The 17,538-nt window shown below is 63.1% G+C and carries 15 protein-coding genes and 1 pseudogene; 6 read left to right on the top strand and 10 right to left on the bottom strand.

The genetic code is table 11. The features are described from left to right. Position 1: 1 nt before the first annotated feature. From ACYQ3M_RS05905 to ACYQ3M_RS05885, 5 genes and pseudogenes are all read right to left on the bottom strand, one after another. Complete coding sequence (locus ACYQ3M_RS05905; RefSeq protein WP_460035139.1) at positions 2-553, bottom strand: Uma2 family endonuclease; 552 nt, start codon at positions 551-553, stop codon at positions 2-4. Positions 554-585: 32 nt separating this feature from the next. Beyond that, complete coding sequence (locus ACYQ3M_RS05900) at positions 586-1,059, bottom strand: EAL domain-containing protein (protein WP_460035138.1); 474 nt, start codon at positions 1,057-1,059, stop codon at positions 586-588. Between the two features lie 52 nt (positions 1,060-1,111). Beyond that, positions 1,112-1,261: pseudogene (locus tag ACYQ3M_RS05895) on the bottom strand (diguanylate cyclase domain-containing protein); the annotation flags it as partial. 13 nt (positions 1,262-1,274) lie between these two features. Then, the gene (locus tag ACYQ3M_RS05890; protein WP_460035137.1) at positions 1,275-1,415 is read right to left on the bottom strand and encodes a hypothetical protein; all 141 of its coding nucleotides are present in this window, start codon (positions 1,413-1,415) and stop codon (positions 1,275-1,277) included. Then, positions 1,412-1,633: a response regulator gene (locus ACYQ3M_RS05885; protein ID WP_460035136.1), complete on the bottom strand. Its 222-nt coding sequence runs from the start codon at positions 1,631-1,633 to the stop codon at positions 1,412-1,414. Before ACYQ3M_RS05885 ends, ACYQ3M_RS05890 begins: the two co-directional genes overlap by 4 nt. A gap of 65 nt (positions 1,634-1,698) precedes the next feature. Between ACYQ3M_RS05885 and ACYQ3M_RS05880 the strand changes: the two genes are divergently transcribed. The 6 genes from ACYQ3M_RS05880 (at position 1,699) to ACYQ3M_RS05855 (ending at position 9,471) form a co-directional block, all read left to right on the top strand. Beyond that, entirely contained in the window at positions 1,699-1,902 is a 204-nt protein-coding gene (locus tag ACYQ3M_RS05880; protein WP_460035135.1) for a hypothetical protein, read from the top strand. A gap of 89 nt (positions 1,903-1,991) precedes the next feature. Then, positions 1,992-2,666, top strand: a complete 675-nt coding sequence (locus ACYQ3M_RS05875; RefSeq protein ID WP_460035134.1) for a response regulator — start codon at positions 1,992-1,994, stop codon at positions 2,664-2,666. After that, positions 2,659-3,984, top strand: coding sequence for a sensor histidine kinase (locus ACYQ3M_RS05870; RefSeq protein WP_460035133.1), 1,326 nt, complete (start codon positions 2,659-2,661; stop codon positions 3,982-3,984). The genes ACYQ3M_RS05875 and ACYQ3M_RS05870 overlap by 8 nt, the downstream gene beginning before the upstream one ends. Before the next feature lie 139 nt (positions 3,985-4,123). Further along, a complete protein-coding gene (locus ACYQ3M_RS05865; protein ID WP_460035132.1) occupies positions 4,124-5,122 on the top strand; it encodes an efflux RND transporter periplasmic adaptor subunit in 999 nt (332 codons plus the stop codon). After that, a complete protein-coding gene (locus ACYQ3M_RS05860) occupies positions 5,123-8,227 on the top strand; it encodes an efflux RND transporter permease subunit (protein WP_460035131.1) in 3,105 nt (1,034 codons plus the stop codon). Then, positions 8,224-9,471 (top strand): TolC family protein, encoded by a 1,248-nt coding sequence (locus ACYQ3M_RS05855; protein WP_460035130.1) that lies wholly within the window; start codon positions 8,224-8,226, stop codon positions 9,469-9,471. The genes ACYQ3M_RS05860 and ACYQ3M_RS05855 overlap by 4 nt, the downstream gene beginning before the upstream one ends. Positions 9,472-9,476: 5 nt before the next feature. Here the strand turns inward: ACYQ3M_RS05855 and metK are convergent, their stop codons facing one another. From metK to ACYQ3M_RS05830, 5 genes are all read right to left on the bottom strand, one after another. After that, the gene (gene metK, locus ACYQ3M_RS05850) at positions 9,477-10,631 is read right to left on the bottom strand and encodes a methionine adenosyltransferase (RefSeq protein ID WP_460035129.1); all 1,155 of its coding nucleotides are present in this window, start codon (positions 10,629-10,631) and stop codon (positions 9,477-9,479) included. Further along, entirely contained in the window at positions 10,606-13,599 is a 2,994-nt protein-coding gene (locus ACYQ3M_RS05845; protein WP_460035128.1) for a cation-translocating P-type ATPase, read from the bottom strand. Before ACYQ3M_RS05845 ends, metK begins: the two co-directional genes overlap by 26 nt. Positions 13,600-13,666: 67 nt before the next feature. Then, complete coding sequence (locus ACYQ3M_RS05840) at positions 13,667-14,761, bottom strand: ABC transporter permease (RefSeq protein WP_460035127.1); 1,095 nt, start codon at positions 14,759-14,761, stop codon at positions 13,667-13,669. Further along, positions 14,762-15,862 carry an ABC transporter permease gene (locus tag ACYQ3M_RS05835; RefSeq protein WP_460035126.1) on the bottom strand — a complete coding sequence of 367 codons (1,101 nt, stop codon included), beginning with the start codon at positions 15,860-15,862 and terminating at the stop codon, positions 14,762-14,764. After that, on the bottom strand, positions 15,859-17,535 hold the full coding sequence (locus ACYQ3M_RS05830) for an ATP-binding cassette domain-containing protein (RefSeq protein WP_460035125.1): 1,677 nt from the start codon (positions 17,533-17,535) through the stop codon (positions 15,859-15,861). Before ACYQ3M_RS05830 ends, ACYQ3M_RS05835 begins: the two co-directional genes overlap by 4 nt. Positions 17,536-17,538: the final 3 nt, after the last annotated feature.

Below are 17,538 nucleotides of genomic sequence, written 5' to 3'. Positions count from 1 at the left end.
CTCACTCCCACACTGCTTCGTAAATCGCTGCGATCGGGCAGGTGAGCCCGAGCGAGCTAAGCTGCACATCCTCGCCCGGACCGTAGGTGATCAGATCCCAGTTTTCGTTCGCCCGCCGGTAGATTTGGACTTCCATCTTGTCCTGAGAGACCAACGCGTATTCCTGCAGGGTAGAGATCGATTGATATACCAGGCGCTTGTCCAGGCGGTCGCGTGCCTCCGTGGAAGGGGAGAGGACTTCCACCACCAGCACCGGCTCCTCGACGTAGTAATCGTGCCGCCGGGTCTCGCGACAGGTCACCACCAGGTCGGGGTAGTAGAAGACGTCGTCCTTTCGGACTTTCATGTCTGCGGCGAAGACCCGGCAGGGGGTGCCGCGCAGGTGGATTTTCAGCACCGCGGCCAAATTGAGGGTGATCAGATTATGGGCCCGGCTGACGCCCACCATGGCGTAGATCCGGCCGTTCACGTATTCGTGCTTGACCTCACTGTATTTTTCCCATTCTAGGTATTCTTCGGGGGTGATGACGGCGTTTTTCTGTACGGTAGGCATAGGATTCTCCCGCGCGATCGGTGCGCGTCTTATCAGCGCATCCTACAGCTTGCTTTGCTCCGGGTGAGGTCCCGCCAAGTAGCCGGACCTGGATTCCAAGGAGAGGCCGCAAGCCAGCTTTTGCAAGATTTTATATCCTGAGGACGGCCGATCAAGTAACCCTGGGCTTGGTCGCAGCCAAGCTGAGCCAAGCTGGCGAGAATTCCTTGCGTTTCCACCCCCTCGGCCACCACGCTAAGCCCCAGGTTGTGCCCAAGTTCGATGACCGAGCGCACGATCATTGCGTCGCGGTGGTTGGTCGCAAGGCCCAGGACGAACGATTTGTCGATCTTGATCTCGTGGATCGGCAGGCGCTTGATGTGGGCGAGCGAGGTGTAGCCGGTGCCGAAGTCGTCGATGGATAGCACCACCCCCATTTGACTCAGGGCGGCAAGGTGCTCGAGCGCGCTTGGGGTCCAAGACGATGGCGCTTTCGGTGATCTCCCGCTCAACCCTGAAGTCGCCATTAAAGGACTTGAGCGCTTGGCCGAGCACCCATTCGGTCAGGGGATACACCAGGCTGGTGGGTTCGGCGGTGGCGACGAAGCGGTCCGGGCCGAGCAAGCCGAGGTGCGGGTGTTGCCAGCGCAGCAGGGCATCGCCTTGGGGGTGGCCCAAGGTTTCGTTGATCTCGCGGAAGCGGGCAAGGTCCAAGAGCATCAGCGCCAAGGCGTCGAAGGCGTTAAAGCGCGGCGGCCATTTCCTCTGCAGTCTCTACCCGGCGGTAAACCGGATCGTACCCGCCGCGCTTGAGCTCCAAAACGAGCAGTTCGGTGTCGTCTTCTGAGTCCTCGGCGATCAGGGCGCGCAGCGGTTTGCTCATGGGTACCCTCGTTCGGGTGGGACCTCGTTCAGCACCAGCCAGTACAACCCGAGCCGCCCTATCGCCTCGATGAACTTGATAAAATCCACCGGTTTGCGGATATAACCGTTGGCTCCCAGGCGGTAGCCGTTCACCAGGTCTTGTTCCTCGCGCGAGGAGGTCAGGATGACGACCGGAAGCAGTTGGGTGGTGGGATTCTGACGCAGGAAGGTAATCAATTTTCATTATAGACGAGCCGGTGTGGTATGTTTGCGTTCCGGTGAAAGCCGCGTAGGAGAATAGCATGGGCGATACGCAAGACAAATATTGGATCGTCGGCCACGCCGACGGGGTCGGTGAACGGCCAAAAGCCGCCGAGCTGGCGCCGGTTTTGCAAGAGGACGGTGAAGCGTGGAAAACCATTCTCCAGCAGCCGGAAGCGCCGTGCTCCCTGCAAGAACTGGCCGACCTCCTTACCCAACTCGACCAGCTGCGCGATCCAGGTTGATAGCCGCTTGTCGGTTTCAGACAAGGCTGAGTAAGCTAAGGTTTCAGCCCCCCTGGATCCTCGGGCAGGTCGAGTCTTAGGAAAGACGCGTGCAGCTTTTGCTGGTTGAAGACGATGCCTTGCTCGCAGACGGCTTGTCGCGGAGTCTGAGCCGTTTGGGTTTTGCAGTCGTCGTTGCGGCGACCGCCTCCGAGGCGGAGGCGGCGCTTTGGGAGCGGGCGATCGATCTGATGCTGCTCGACCTCAGCTTGCCCGACCGGGATGGATTGGAAGTGCTCAAGGCCTTGCGCCGGCGAGGCGAGACGATCCCGGTTTTGATCCTGACCGCGCGCGATGGTCTCGACGATCGGGTTTTGGGTCTGGAACGGGGAGCCGACGATTATCTGGTCAAACCGTTCGAGCTACGCGAATTGGAAGCCAGGATCCGGGCTCTGATCCGCCGCAGTTATTACCGTTTCGGCCATCCTCTAGGGGTCGGGCGGCTGGTGCTTACCCCGGCGACCCGCCAACTCCTTGGGGAGGGGCGCAGTGTGCGTTTTTCCCGGCGCGAATACGCGGTGCTCGAGCTGTTGTGGGTGCACGCCGGGCAGGTGGTGAGCAAGGATCGCATCGCCAGGCGGCTGACCGCAAGCGGGGTGGAAGAACCCTCCGAGAACGCGATCGAAATTTTGATCCACCGTCTGCGTCGGCGGCTTAAACCGTGGGGGGTATCCATTCGCACCTTACGTGGTCTCGGCTATATGCTGGAGGTCGAAAATGGCTGAGCGCCCGAGCCTGCGTGCCCGGTTGCTGCTCAATCTGGCGGTGCCCATGTTGGGCATCGTCGGTTTGGGCGCGCTGATCTCGTATTTTCTCGTATCGCATTACGTCGATCGGACGTATGACCTGTGGCTGCTCGATTCGGCCGAGTCTTTGGCCCACTCGCTGCAAGATCGGTACGACCCGGCGGATTTTAGCTTATCCCACACCGCCGTCGCGGTGCTGCGCTGGGATGCGGTAGACCAGACCTTCTTTAAGGTCCAAGCGCAGGGTAAGCTGCTGGCTGGGGACGTGGCGGTTCCCGATCCCCCAGTGGGATGGGTGGCTCCTTGGTTCTTTGACAGCCAAATCCACGGCCAGACCGTCCGGGTCGTGGCGACGCAGCGCGGGCCGTTTCAGGTCTTGGTCGCCGAGACGCTTAACAAACGCCGGATGATGCGCGATGAGATCTGGTTGGTGGTGCTTGTGCCGCAACTGGTCTTGCTCGCCGTGGCCGGCGTGCAATTTTGGGTAGGCATCCGGCTGGGCCTAAAACCGCTACGCAGCCTGGCCGCTTACCTGGGCCAACGCTCGGCGAGTTCTTTGGAACCCATTCCCCACCAGGAAATTCCCGTAGAAATTCGCTTCCTCACCGAGGCCGTCAACGGTCTATTGCAGCGCCTCGCCTCGGCTTTGGCGGCGCAGCAGCGCTTTATCGCCAACGCGGCCCATCAGCTGCGCACCCCCTTGGCCGGTCTCAAGCTGCAGTTGGATCTGGCCCGGCAGACGGGAGAGCCGATCCCCATGGACCAAATCGACCGCGCGGTCGGACGCGCCGCCCATCTGGTGCATCAACTTTTGATATTGGCGCGCTCGGAAAGTCGGGACTGCGCCCAGGCGCGGTTTGCTCCGGTGGATTTGCGCGCCCTGGCCGAGGAAAGCTGTCTGGAATGGGCGCCGCGGATCGTGGCGCACGCTATGGAAATCGCGTTCCAAGCTCCCCCCGATCCGGTGACCGTAACCGGCGATGCGGCCTTGCTGCGCGAACTGCTGAGCAACCTGTTGGACAACGCCGTCCGCTACGGCAAGCGCACAGTCTGGGTCAGCCTGGAATCTGGCCCCCCCAGGCTTGCCGTCGAAGACGACGGTCCGGGGTTCCCGGCGGCCGAACTCGAGCGGGTGGGCGAACGCTTCTACCGCATTCCCGGCAGCCCCGGGGAAGGGTGCGGCTTGGGGCTGGCGATCGTCAAGGAAGTGGCGGTGCTGCACGGCGCCAAAGTTCGCATCGGCAAGGGCCGGCAAGGGGCGCGGGTTGAGATCGCGTGGGAGTTGAAAGGTTTTTGAAAGCTTGCCTAGTTATGCTAAGCGCATGGGTTTTTCACAATGGTTCGGGTTACCGGCGGTTTTGACTGGGCTCGCGCTTTGGGCGTGCCAAGCGCAGACTGCCCATACGTTGCCGCCAGCTGCACCAGCGGGGCAGAATTTGGACGGAACGGTCCAGTTACGCTCGGAGTCGCTGCCGTTCATCCGGGTGCAGCAAGTGCAAGCAGAATCCTCGGCCATGGCGATTGCCGCTCCGGCGCGGGTGGACTTTCGCGCCCAGGCGGTATCGACCGTGGGCGCGCTCCTCTCTGGGCGGGTCCTGAAGGTGACGGCGCAGGTTGGAGCCTTGGTCAAGGCGGGCGAGCCGTTGGTCGTGCTGGGGTCCGGTGAGGCGGCGCGGGTGCGCGCCGATTTTGCCCGGGCCCGCGCCAAGCTGTCCCAGGCGGAATACGACTATCGCCGTCAGCTGGAGATGCAGCGCTTAGGCGTTGGCTTGGAGGTCGAGCGGGTGGCGGCCAAGACGCGCTTGGAGGAGGCGCGGGCGGAATTTGAGCGCACGCGGGAACTGATGCGGCTGGTAGGGGACGGCAGCCAAGCCCAGGTAACCGTGCGCGCGCCTATGGACGGCGTGGTCTTGAAGATTTACGCCGCCGTCGGCGCGGCCGTGGAACCGGGTACGCCCCTGATCGATCTGGGCAAACCGGAGGCGACTTGGATCGTGGCCGACGTGTTCGAAAACGACCTGGAGCTGGTGGAAAAGGGAGCCAAAGTCCAGATCGAGCTGGCCAATCTACCCGAGCCGGTGGCAGGGCACGTGGTCGGGGAAAGCCTGCAGGTTCTGCCGGACCTGAGACGGGCGTTGGTATTCATCGAACCGGACACGGCGCTTAAGCTGCGTCCTGGCACCTATGCGCGGGTGACGATCGAGGTGGCGCCGCGCGATCGGATCTTGCTGCCGGCCAGCGCGGTGCTGATCAAGGACGACAAGGAGACGTTGGTGTACGTGGAGATCGCCCCGGGACGGTTTGCCGCCCGGCGGGTGCGGATCGGCGCCGCGCGCGCCGGCAAGGTGGAGATCCTCGCCGGGCTTTCGCCGGGTGAGCGGGTGGTGGTGGAAGGGGCGTTGCTCATAGACGGCGAGGCGGCCTTGCTGCTTTAAATGCTAAAGGCACTCATCGAGTACTGCGTCCACCGCCGCCTGGCCGCCGTCGTGACCACTGCGATCGTCGCCGGGTTTGGGGGATACGCGTTTTATCAGACGCCGATCGAGGCCTATCCCGACGTCACCAACACGCAAGTGACGGTCATCACTTTATATCCCGGCTACGCCCCGGAAGAGGTGGAACGCCAGATCACCGTGCCGCTCGAGCGCGTGCTCAACGGCACGCCGGATGTGCTGCAGATGCGCAGCCAAAGCCTGTTCGGTCTGTCGCTCATCACGCTGACTTTCGAAGACGGCGTGGACAGCTTCCGCTCCCGCACCTTGATATCCGAACGCCTGCTCGGGGCGGACCTGCCGGAAGGGGTAACGCCCAGGCTGGCGCCGGATTACACCCCCCTCGGGGAAATCTACAAATTCGTCGTCACCAGCGACCGCCATTCGCTCTATGAGCTCCGCTCGGAGATGGAGTGGAATATCGCCCGCATCCTGCGCCAGGTGCCGGGGGTGGCGGACGTGCTGACTTTTGGCGGCTATTACAAGGAAATTCACGTCGAAGTGGACCCACGCCAGCTAGAGGCGTTCGATTTGACGCTGGACGAGGTCAACCGCGCCATCGCTGGTGCCAACCGCAATGTCGGCGCCGGCTTCCTGCGCCACGGCGACCAGCAGATGCTGGTCCGGGGAGTGGGGCTGCTTGCCTCCCCCGAGGACATCCAGCGCATCGTCCTAAAGAGCCAAGGCGGCACCCCGGTGACGGTGGCGGACGTGGCGCGCCTGGTGCAGTCCTATACTCCCCGCCAGGGGACGGTTGGCCTGGATGAGCAAAAAGAGGTCGTGCAGGGAATCGTCCTGCTGCGCCGCGGCCAAAACCCCTCGCGGGTTTTAGACGGCATCCACGCCAAGGTGGCGGAGCTGAATCAGCATATCCTGCCGGCAGGGATGCGGATCGTCCCGTTCCTGGATCGCACTGAACTGGTCCACAACACCCTGCATACCGTTTACGAGAACTTGTTCCACGGCTTTCTTCTGGTGACCGGGGTGGTATGGCTGTTCTTGCGCAGCCTGCGCGGTTCTTTTATCGTCGCGGTGGTGATTCCCCTGGCTTTGCTGGTGGCTTTTCTGGGCTTGTACGCTTTAGGGTTGCCCGCCAATCTGATCTCCATGGGGGCGGTCGACTTTGGAATCATCTTGGATGGGGCGGTGGTGTTGGTGGAGCGCGTCATCCACCAACTCCAAACCCATCGTCCCAAGGCCCAGAAAGAGATCTTCCACCTGGTTGCGACGGCCGCCGTGGACGTTGCCAAACCCACCCTTTACGCCATGCTCATCATCATCGCCGCCCTCTTGCCGGTATTTTCCTTAGAGCGCGTCGAAGGCCGGATCTTTCGCCCGCTGGCCTTGACGTACAGCTTCGCCCTGACCGGGGGATTGGTGTTTGCCTTGACGTTGGTGCCGGCGCTATGCGCTGCCCTCATCCGCCCGCACCACGCGCTGGTCCAAGAGGCCGCTTTCCTAGTTCCCTTGCGCCGGCTCTACCGACGTACCTTGGCAGCGGCCTTGAGCAAGCGCGCTTGGACTTTGGGGTTGGCGCTCGCCGCGCTCGGGGTGGGACTGCTCGGGGCCGGGCGTCTTGGGACCGAATTCTTGCCGGAACTGGATGAGGGGGATGCGCACGTATTCGTCGAGATGCCGGCCAGCATCGCCTTGGCGAAAGGCCAGGAAATCCTTTTGGAGGTGCGCCGCCGCCTGCTTGCCTTCCCCGAGGTTAAAAGCGTCTTAAGCCAGCAGGGGCGTTCCGAAGACGGCACCGACAACGAGGGGGTGAACATGAGCGAGACCTTTATTCACCTGAAACCGCGCGACCTGTGGCGCCCTGGGATCAGCAAGGAAGCCCTGGTGGACGCCATGCGCGAGGCGGTAGAGGCTATTCCCGGGGTGCGGTTTAATTTCTCGCAACCGATCCGCGACAACGTCGAAGAAGCCGTCAGCGGCGTGCGCGGCAAGGTGGTTTTGAAAATTTACGGTCAGGATTTGGAACGCATGCGCGCCACTTTAGAGCAGGCCAAGCGCGTTTTAACAAGCGTGGCTGGAGTGACCGACCTGGCCTTGTACCGCGAATCGCTCGCGCCCCAGCTCAGAATCGAATTGAATCGGACGCAGCTCGCCCGCTATGGGATGAGCGTGGATGCTGTGCAGGATACGATCGAAACCGCTCTGGCCGGCAAGATCGTCACCGAATTCTGGCAAGAGGGGTGGCCGGTGCCGGTGCGCGTGATCCTGCCTTACGCCGCGCGGGAGGATTTCAGAGCGGTCGGTGAGCTGAGCTTGCCGACCGCCACCGGTGCGCGCGTTCCTTTGCGCGAGGTGGCCAGACTCAAACTGGAGAGCAGCCGCACCTCGATCGAACGCGAAGCGGGCCTGCGCTTTTTGGCGCTCAAGTTCAACTTCGAAGGGCGCGACCTCGGCTCGGTAGTGCAGGAGGCGCAGCGCAGGGTCGCAGCCGAGGTCAAAGTTCCGGAGAACCATTATCTGGTCTGGAGCGGCGAATTCGAGAATCAACAACGGGCGATGGCCAAGCTACGCATCATCGTGCCGCTTGCGTTGCTGTTGATCTTGGGCCTACTCTACAGCGCGCTGCAGTCTGGCCGATGCACTTTGGCGATCCTCTTAGCTTCACCGTTTGCCCTGCTCGGCGGGGTCGGCTTGCTTTATGCTTTCAAGATTCCCCTGTCGGTAAGCGCGGCCATCGGTTTCATCGCCTTGCTGGGTCAAATCTCGCTGCTTGGGTTGTTGGTGATCAGCGCAGTCGAATACTACCAACGCCAAGGGCTGGCGCCGCGCGAAGCGATCCTAGCAGGGGCAAGCGAGCGCCTGCGCGCGGTGTTGATGGCTTCGCTGCTGGCGGGCATGGGCTTGTTGCCGATGGCGCTTTCCACCAGCATAGGCAGCGAAGTCCAGCGCCCGTTCGCAGTCACCATCGTGGGCGGGATGATCACGACGTTTTTGGTCGCCATGTACGTGCTGCCGGTCATCTATTCCTATCTTGCCCCCAAACGGCTGCTGTTCCCGGAGGAAAGCGACGAACTTGAGGGGGGCGGATGAGGCTTTGGCTGGGCTGGTTGCTGAGTTTTACGACTTTGATCGCCGCCGCGCAGGAAACGCTGCCCCAAGCGGTGACCATCGCCCAGCTGTTGGCCATCGCGCGCGATCGGAGCCCGCGCTATGCCTTGCTCTTACAGCGCTTGGAAAGCGCGCGGGCCGAGGTGGTCGCCGCCAGGGTCTTGCCCAACCCAAGGGTCAGTTATGGGCGGTACGATTTGACCAGTCGCCGCAACACCATGTTCGACGGCTCCACCCAAGAGGAAGTGACGGTCGAGGTGCCGCTGCTCTTATTCGGGCAACGCCAGGCCAGGATCGAGGAAGCGCAGAAAAAGCTCTCGGCGACTTCGGCCGAGATCGAGGCGGAATTTGCCGCCTTGGCTTACAAGCTTTGGCGCGCATTCGCCAAGTTGCTGGCGGATCAGCGGCGCGTCGCTTTGCTTGAGGAAGCTGCAACGGAAGTAGAGCGCTTGGTGCGTCTGGTCGCCGGGCGGGCGCAAGCGGGTGAGGCCAGTCGCTACGATCTGCTGCGGATTCGGTTGGAGGCGGAGAGCCTCGGCGCGCGCCTGAACGCTTTGCGCGGTGAGGTCACTGCGACCGCCCGCAGCATCGGGGTGATGCTCGGATTCCCTGACTGGCGCCCGACAGCGCTTGGGGAACTCAGGCCGCTCGAGGTCCCGGCCGATGCCGCCGCTCTTTGGGCGGCCGCCGAACAGAACAATCCCGAACTGATCGCCGCCCGCTCTGAGGAGGCCGCCGCCGACGCCACAGTGGCACGGGCCAGACGCGAGCGCTGGCCGGTTCCTTCGCTACTGGCCGGTACCGCCTTTACCGACCGCCCCTACGGCAATACCGTTTTCAGCGGTGTGAGCGTGGACCTGCCGATCTTCGACCGCGGCCAGGGGAATCTCGCGCGCGCTGCCGCCCAGATGCGGCAGGCCCAGCTCGCCCGCGAGTTAATCGCAGTACAAGCGCGCACGGCTCTGGAACGCGCGGTGGATCTGATCCGGCAACGGCGCGCGACGCGTATCCGCTTCGAGCAGGAGGTCATGGCGCGTCTGGAAGACCTGAAAGCGATGGGGGAGGCGGCTTACCGGCTGGGCAAGGGCAGCCTACTGGAATTATTGGATGCGTTCCGTTCGCGCACCGAGACCCGCCTGAGCTATGTCGGCCTGGTTCAGGACGAGATCGAAGCCGAACTCGAGGCGCTCAAAGCCTCGGGGCTGCTGCTTAAGACGGCGCGGTAAGCGCGTTACGCTTTTAATAACTCCACCAGGTCCTGCCGTTCCCAAGGCAGGTCGGTAAAAGAATCCCCGAAGTGGCCAAAGACCGGAAGCTTCTGATAAAAACCCTCGGGGTAGCGCGCAGGTAAGCGCAGAAGGTCGAACTGCTCAACGATGGCGCCGACCCGCAGATCAAAACCGGCGTGGATTTTGGCCACGATCGCTTCGTCCGGCAGCCGGCCGGTGCCAAAGCAGTCCACCTGCACGCTCACCGGTTCTGCCCGACCGATGGCGTAGCTGAGCTGAACCTCGCACGCGTCGGCCAACTCGGCGGCGACGAGGTTTTTGGCCACGTAGCGCGCCGCATACGCCGCGGTGCGGTCGATCCGCCAAGGATCCTTGCCGCTCAAAGCCGAACCGCTATGGCGCGCGTAGGCCCCGTAGGTGTCGCTGGCGGTCTTGCGTCCAGTCATCCCCGAGTGGGCCGCCGGCCCGCTGCGGGCAAACGGCGCGTGGATAAAAAGGCGCGTGTTGGCGTCGGGTCGCAGGGGAGCATCGCGCAGCGCCGACTGCACTACGTGCTCGTACAGCTCGGCTTCCAGGCGCGGTTTGGCGACCTGTTGACGGTGGGCGAAACCCACCGTGAGGGCGATGGCCTCGATGCGCGTGGGGACCTTATCACAAAACTCAACGCTCACCTGCACCGTGCCGTCGGGCGAAAGATAGGCCAAAAGGCCGGCCTGTTTGGCAGAAAACAAAGCGTTGGCGAGCCGCCGCGCCAGGACGATAGGCAAAGGCATCAGCTCGGGCGTGTGGGTGCAGGCAAAACCGAAAGCGGTCACGAGGTTTTGCGCGCTGGCTGCGCTCGGGTCGGCCGGCCGTTCCTCGTTCGGCAGCGTCAGGAGGTTGGTAATCACCGTACATTCCTCGGCGTTAAAGTCTTCCCGCTCGTACCCGATGGCGCGCACTACCTCGCGCGCGGTTTCTGGAATGTCGACGATCGCCTCCGAGGCAAAGCGCGCGGCAATGAAGATTACCCCTTTGGCCAGGGCGCACTCGGCGACGATGCGCGCGCTCGGGTCATGGGTCAAAAACCGGTCGACGATGGCGTCGCTGATGGTGTCGCACAGGCGGTCAGGGTGACCTGGGGTGACCGCCTCAGAGGTGAACAGGCTCGTCTGCATGGCGTGAACTCCTGGATTCTTTGGCTTTCAGGCTCTCGTTGAAGATCAGCGGCAAAACCGCACCGGCACCTACGATCCCAAGGTCCAGCCAGCCAGGAAGCGACAGGCCAAGGAGCTTGCGCAAGGCGGGGATTCCTAAGACGCCGGTCTGGATGAGCAGCGATCCTCCTAAAGCTGCGTTGAGATACGGGTTGGCTGGCTTGATCTGCCAAAACGCATGCGTTTCGGAGCGGCAGCTGAGCGCGTGGAGCAACTGTGCCAGGACGATGGTTTGAAAAACCAAACCCTCGGTTTGCGCGCCAAAACCGTAACGGCTGCGCCCGAAAACGTACGCTGCCAGCGCGCCGCCGGTCAGGCTCAGCGATTCGCGCAACAGGCGCCGAACTCGGCGCGCATCGAGGACGGGGGCCTGGGGGTCGCGCGGGGGAGCTTGCATCGCATCGGCTTCTGGCGGTTCCTGCGCCAGCGCCAGTCCGGGGAAGACGTCGGTGACCAGGTTGATCCATAAAAGCTGCATAGGCGAGAGCATCTCCCCGCGCCCGAGCAGTACGCCGAGCAGCATCAGCTGCAGCTCGCTGGCATTGGTGGCCAACAAGAAACGCAGCGCCTTTTGCGTGTTGAGGTAAATGGTTCGACCCTGTTCGATCGCGGTATACAAGGTCTTAAGGTTGTCGTCTTCCAAGACCACGTCTGCCACCGCGCGGGCAACCTCGGTGCCCCGTTGTCCCATGGCGACGCCGACGTCGGCGGCTTTGAGAGCCGGGGCGTCGTTGATCCCGTCGCCGATCATAGCCACGACTTTACCATTCTCTTGCAAGGCGCGCACGATTTGGAGTTTGTACGCCGGACTGACGCGGGCAAATACCGTGACGTCTTTGACCAGATGGCGCAGGATTTCCGGTTCGATTTTGTCCAGACGGCTGGAGTCGACGACTTCAAGCGGTTTACCGCCGCTCAAGTTGAGGCGGCGGGCAATGGCCAGCGCGGTGGCGCTCTGGTCGCCGGTGATCATCACCGTTTGAATCCCGGCGCGATGGAAGCGCGCGATCAGCTCGGCCATGCCGGGACGCAGAGCGTCCTCCATGCCGATCAGGCCGAGCCAGACGAGATCGGGCAGAGTGTCGTTCGGAGCCGCGCACTCGCCGTAAGCGACCCCGAGGACGCGCAGCGCCTCTCCGGCCAGGGTCTCGTTGGCGGCTAGAATCTGCCTGCGCCGAGCATCGGTCAGTGGCTTGGCTTGCCCTTCGTGCAGGTAGTGCGCACACCTCTCCAACACCGCTTGCGGACTGCCTTTGACCGCGATCAACAGCCGTGCGCCGTGTGTGTGGTAGGTCGCCATAAACGGCCGATCTTCGGCACGCAGCTGCTGGGCGACCTGGGGGTAACGCGCGCGCAGCGCCTCGACTTCTATCCCTGCCCATTGAGCGCAGCGGATCAACGCCTTTTCGGTCGGCGAGCCGTTTAGATCTTCGCCGTTGAGCGTGACCTCGCTGCACAGCGAAACGATTTCTAAAAGCTTTTGCGCTTCCGGCGCAACGGCTTCTGCAGGGCGCTCGCCGGCGACGGCGAGGATGCCGCTTGCGGTCTGAATCCGGGTAACCGCCATGCGGTTGAGCGTTAAGGTGCCGGTCTTGTCAAAGCAAATGACCTGCACCGCCCCGAGGTTCTCCACCGCGTTCAGCTGGCGGATCAGCGCCTGTCGGGTGCGCATGCGGTAGATGCCAAGCGCCAAGGTGGTGGTCGCCACCGTGGGCAGTCCCTCCGGCACCGCCGCCACCGCCAGCGAGATCGCCGTTTTCAGCATGGGCAAAAACCCCAAGCCGCGCGCCACGCCGAGCGCGAACACCGCAAGGCAAACCAAGCCGCTTGTCCAAACCAGCTGCAGTCCTAGGCTTTCCAGCTGGCGCTGCAGAGGAGTCTTGAGCGACTCGGTGGCCTCGACCAGGCTTTGGATCAGGCCGATTTCGGTATGCCTGCCGGTGGCGAACACCACCGCCAGGCCGCTGCCGCCGGTGACCACCGTGCCGCGGTAGACCAGGTTGGCGCGCTCGGCCAGGGGGGTGAGCGGTGGGTACACAGCGGCTGCGTCTTTTTTCACCGGCAGGCTTTCGCCGGTGAGCGCCGACTCGTCGACGCTTAAGTTGTCGGCGCTTAACAGGCGGGCATCGGCGGCGACGTAGCTGCCTGGGCTCAGTTTGAGAACATCGCCTACGGCGACTTCAGCGATAGGTACCGTAATTGGTACGCCGTCGCGGATGACTTCAGCGTGGAGCGGCGACAAAGATTCTAGGCTCTGTAGGATTCGTTCGGTCGAAGCTTCGGTAGCGTAGCCGATGACGGCGTTGATCCCAACCACGGCCACGATGACCAGCGCATCCGCGATGCCGCCGGTGGCCAGGGAAATTGCCGCCGACACCCCTAAGAGGAGCGTCGGCGGGCTGAGCAGCTGATCGAGCACGATCTGCAGCGCCGAGCGCGGCTTGGCCGTCGTCAGCGCGTTAGGGCCGTAGGCCGTCAGGCGCTCGCGGGCGGCGCGCGCTTTTAATCCGTCTGGGGAAGTGCCCAGGAGACTGCAGCAGTCTTCGGCGCTCAAGGTGTGCCAATGCGCCTGGGGCGGGGAGGAATGGGCAGTCGTTGACTGCGGAGCTTGCCTCCAGCCGAACCTCAGCTTGCGCGCCTTGGCCGGCGGCGGGGAAGAACCAGGCGCCTGAGCTTTAGGGGCGTTTGGGTGGGCAAGGCAGGCCTCAAGTAGGTGCAGCAGCACCTCCTTTCCTTGCGCGGGATCGAAGGCGATTACGAGATTGCCCGTCACCGGGTTGATTTGGAGTTTGCGGATCTCAGGCCGGTGGCTCAGGTTTTCTACCAGCCAGCGCTTGAGCTTGGGGCTGCGGTACAGGGCAGGCAGGTGCAGGCGCAGCCGGCCGGGCACCCGGTCGTGGAGGACGGTAAGCGGCGGATGGGATCGCATCCTTGGGTTTGGCGTGGAAGTTTTTCAATCCATCTTAACGCTCTGGATGTGACGATTCGATGACCGATTAATACAGGCGGTGGCGAAAGAGCCAGGCGGCCAGCGCTAAAGTGGCTAGCCCGATGGCGGCCATTGGCCAAAGCTGCGGCCAGACGGCGGTCCAAGTCGGAGAGGCGAGGAAGCTGGTGCGGACGATGGCGAGAAAGTAGCGCATGGGGTTGATTAGGGTCAGGGTTTGCACGGCTTGCGGCATGTTTTCTATCGGCGTGGCAAAGCCCGAGAGGATCACCGCCGGGACGATGAACAAGAACGCGCCGAACAAGCCTTGCTGCTGGGTGCGCGCGAGCGAAGAGATCGCCAGCCCGACCCCGATCGCCGACAAAAGATAAAGCGCCATGCCGGCATAGAGCACAAGCAGGCGGCCGCGGAACGGGATCTGAAACCAGGTCACCGCCGCCGCCAGGATGAGGGTGCCTTCCAAAAGGCCGATGAGGAAGGCCGGGACGGTCTTGCCGAGCAGGATCTCCAAGGGCGTCAGCGGGGTGACCAAAAGCTGGTCGAAGGTGCCCTGCTCGCGCTCGCGGGCCACGCTCAGGGCGCAGGTGACCATGGCCACCACCAGCGTCAATAGGGCGGTCAAGCCGGGAACGATGAACCATCGGCTCTGCAGGTTCTCGTTGAACCAGGCGCGCGTCTCCAATCGGGGCGGCGGGGGAACCAGCTCGGCGCGGTTGAACTCAGAAACAATGCTCTGCACGTAGCCTAAAGCGATCAGAGCGGTGTTGGAATTGCGCCCGTCGACCAGGACTTGCAGCTGGGCGGGCGCGCCGCGTTTTAAGCGCGCTTCAAAATCGGCGGGAACGTGGAGCACCAACAGCGCTCGGCGGCGGTCGAGAAGGGGGGCGATTTGGCGGTCGTGGGTGAGGGTGGCGACCTCGAGGAAGTGCTTGGAGCCGCGGAAACGGGCAAGAAGCTCGGAGCTTGCCGCGCTTTGGTCTTCGTCGTAAGTTGCGTAGGGAATGCGCTCGAGGTCGAAGGTGGCGGCGTAGCTAAAGATAAACAGCTGGATCAAAGGCGGGGCGATGACCACCAGGCGGCTGCGCCAATCTTTGAGCAAGGTTAAAAATTCCTTAGTGCAAAGGTGCAAGACACGCCTAAGCATTCAAAGCCGTTTGTGCGAAATTTGGTACGTTGCGCCTAGAAACAGAGCCGCGTACAAAGCCAGCATCAGCAAGTTGGGCCACAGAACCGACCACACGTCCCCGGCCAAAAACACCGTCTGCAAAACCGCCACGTAATAGCGCGCCGGCACCAGATACGTGAGCGCCTGGATCGCTTTAGGCATGTTGGCGATCTCGAACAAAAACCCCGACAGCAAAAAGGCCGGAAGATACGTGGCGATCAGGGCGATTTGGCCGGCGACGAACTGATTTTTGCTCAGGCTCGAAATCCAAAGCCCCATGCCTAAAGCGACGAGCAAAAACAGCGCCGAACCCAGCCACAAAACCCACCCCGAGCCGCGCAGGGGCACCGCGAACAACTCGGTCGCCAGCGCCACCGCCAGCGCCAACCCCCCGTTGCCGAGGAGAAAAAAGCTAAGCAGCTTGGCGGTGACCACCTCGCCGATCCTGACCGGCGTGGCTAAAAGCGCCTCCATCGTCCCGCGCTCCCACTCCCTGGCGATGACCAACGCCGTAAGCAGGGCGCCGAGGATGGTCAAAACCACCGCGATCAGCCCGGGAACCAGGAAATTTCGGCTTTCCACCTCGGGGTTGAACCAGATCCTCGGCTCGACCACGACCTGCGCTAGATTTTGGGTTTTTCCTTGGCGCCTTAAGCCAGCTTCCACGACCCCGCCGACGTACCCTTCGATCAGGCGCGCGGTGTTGGCGTCGATGCCGTTGACGATGAGCTGAATAGGGGCGGGTTGGCCGCTTTTTAAGCGGCGGGCAAAGTCCTCGCGCAGGCGCACGATCCCTTGCACCTTGCCCGCATTGAGCAGCGTTTGCGCCTGGGCCAGCGTGGCTGCCGGAACCGGCGCAAAATACGCCGAACCGTAAAAGCCGCTCAACAAGTCCTGCGCGCTCGCATCGCGCCGCTCGGCGACCAGCGCCAGGCGCACGTGCTTGGCGTCGAGCGAAACCCCATAGCCGAACAACAGCAACAACACCAAGGGCAAAACGAACGCGGTGGCCCAGCTTCCCGGGTCGCGCGCGATCTGGAGGAATTCCTTGCGCATCAAGGCCAAAAGGCGGCGGTTCATGGGCGGCCTGCGAGTAACGCGACGAAGGCCTCTTCCAAGCTCGAAGCCGAAGTTTGGCGGCGGATGGCTTCCGGGGTGCCCAAGGCGAGGATTTCTCCGGCCTCGAGGATCGCCAGGCGGTCGCAGTATTCGGCTTCTTCTAGAAAGTGGGTGGTCACCAGCACCGTGACCCCTTGTTCGGCCAGGGCGTTGATGCGTAGCCAAAACTCGCGCCGCGCGAGCGGATCGACCCCCGAGGTCGGCTCGTCGAGGAACAAAACTTCCGGCTCATGAAGCAGAGCGCAGGCCATCGCCAAACGCTGCTTGTAGCCCAAGGGCAGGCCTTCGGCGCGCTGGTGTTGGAACGGTGCCAGCTCAAAGGTCGAAAGCGCCCAGGCGATGCGCGCGCGCAAGCGTTCGCCTTGCAGGCCGTAGGCCCCGCCGAAGAAGGTGAGGTTCTCCAAAACGCTAAGGTGCGCGTACAGGGAGAACTTCTGCGCCATGTAGCCCAGGCGCCCCCGCGCTTTGGCCGGGGCGCGGCGAAGGTCCAATCCGGCCACCTTGGCCTCCCCTTCGCTGACCGGCAGCAGCCCGCACAGCATGCGGAAGGTGGTGGTCTTGCCAGCGCCGTTGGCGCCTAAAAGCCCAAATACCTCGCCGCGCGCGACCGTAAAAGAAATCCCCTTGACCGCGTAAAAGGAACCAAAGCGCCTTTTCAGATCGCGCACGAGGATCGCAGGTTCTGCCTGGGCTAAGGCTTTAGGGCGCGGCCAAGGCGTACCGATTGGCCTTGGCTTTTCGGCGATCTGAGCGATGAAGGCATCCTCCAAGCGCGGGGCAGCGGCGGCGAAAGTCACCGGCTCCTCTAGGGCGGGCGGGGTGGGGGTGCGCGTGATCAGGCGCACCCAATCCCCCTCGGGGACTGCATCGAGGACGTTAGGATGCTGTAAGAGCCTTCTCTGCAACGGGCGCTTGGGGAGGGCTGCGGAGCGGGCGCGATAGACGCGCCCGTTTAGGGGAGTTAGGAACGTGGAAGGCTCCCCCTGGCCTAGAACCCGACCGCGGTGGAGCAAGAGCACTTCGTGGCAGCGCTCGGCCTCGTCTAGGTAAGACGTGCTCAAAACCACGGTCAGCCCCTGGCTTGCTTGCGCGTGCAGGATTTGCCAGAGCTGGCGGCGCGAGAGCGGATCGACGCCTACGGTGGGTTCGTCCAGCAGCAGCACGCGCGGTTGGCCTACGAGCACGCAAGCCAGCCCCAGTTTTTGCTTCATGCCGCCGGAAAGGTGGCCGGCCAGGCGCTTGGTGAAGGCTTCCAGGCCGGTCAGGCGCAAGAGCTTGGCGTATCTTGAAGGGCGTTTAAGGCGCGGCAAGCCTTGCAGCTCGGCGTAGAGTTCCAGGTTCTCCATCACCGTCAGATCTTCGTACAAGCCAAAGCGCTGCGGCAAGTAGCCAAGTTGCGCTTGCACTTTGGCCGGGTGTTGCGCCACGTCCACGCCGAACACCCGGATGCTTCCGGAGTCGGGGAGCAAAAGGCCGGCGATCAAGCGCATCAGGGTGGTCTTGCCGGCGCCGTCGGCGCCGATGAGGCCGGTGAGCTTGCCGGCGGCGATCTTGGCGCTTACCCCCGCGAGCGCAACGGCGTTGGGCGGGAAGGTCTTGTGCACGGCGCCGATCTCGATGGCGGTCTCAAGCATAGA

The organism is Methylothermus subterraneus (genome assembly GCF_054656915.1).
This window is presented reverse-complemented; position numbering and strand designations above follow the sequence as displayed.

Coding starts and splice junctions, on each gene's coding strand:
- ACYQ3M_RS05905 (WP_460035139.1), bottom strand. CDS start 553: ATGCCTACCGTACAGAAAAACGCCGTCATCACCCCCGAAGAATACCTA.
- ACYQ3M_RS05900 (WP_460035138.1), bottom strand. CDS start 1,059: ATGGCGACTTCAGGGTTGAGCGGGAGATCACCGAAAGCGCCATCGTCT.
- ACYQ3M_RS05890 (WP_460035137.1), bottom strand. CDS start 1,415: ATGAGCAAACCGCTGCGCGCCCTGATCGCCGAGGACTCAGAAGACGAC.
- ACYQ3M_RS05880 (WP_460035135.1), top strand. CDS start 1,699: ATGGGCGATACGCAAGACAAATATTGGATCGTCGGCCACGCCGACGGG.
- ACYQ3M_RS05870 (WP_460035133.1), top strand. CDS start 2,659: ATGGCTGAGCGCCCGAGCCTGCGTGCCCGGTTGCTGCTCAATCTGGCG.
- ACYQ3M_RS05860 (WP_460035131.1), top strand. CDS start 5,123: ATGCTAAAGGCACTCATCGAGTACTGCGTCCACCGCCGCCTGGCCGCC.
- ACYQ3M_RS05855 (WP_460035130.1), top strand. CDS start 8,224: ATGAGGCTTTGGCTGGGCTGGTTGCTGAGTTTTACGACTTTGATCGCC.
- metK (WP_460035129.1), bottom strand. CDS start 10,631: ATGCAGACGAGCCTGTTCACCTCTGAGGCGGTCACCCCAGGTCACCCT.
- ACYQ3M_RS05845 (WP_460035128.1), bottom strand. CDS start 13,599: ATGCGATCCCATCCGCCGCTTACCGTCCTCCACGACCGGGTGCCCGGC.
- ACYQ3M_RS05840 (WP_460035127.1), bottom strand. CDS start 14,761: ATGCTTAGGCGTGTCTTGCACCTTTGCACTAAGGAATTTTTAACCTTG.
- ACYQ3M_RS05835 (WP_460035126.1), bottom strand. CDS start 15,862: ATGAACCGCCGCCTTTTGGCCTTGATGCGCAAGGAATTCCTCCAGATC.
- ACYQ3M_RS05830 (WP_460035125.1), bottom strand. CDS start 17,535: ATGCTTGAGACCGCCATCGAGATCGGCGCCGTGCACAAGACCTTCCCG.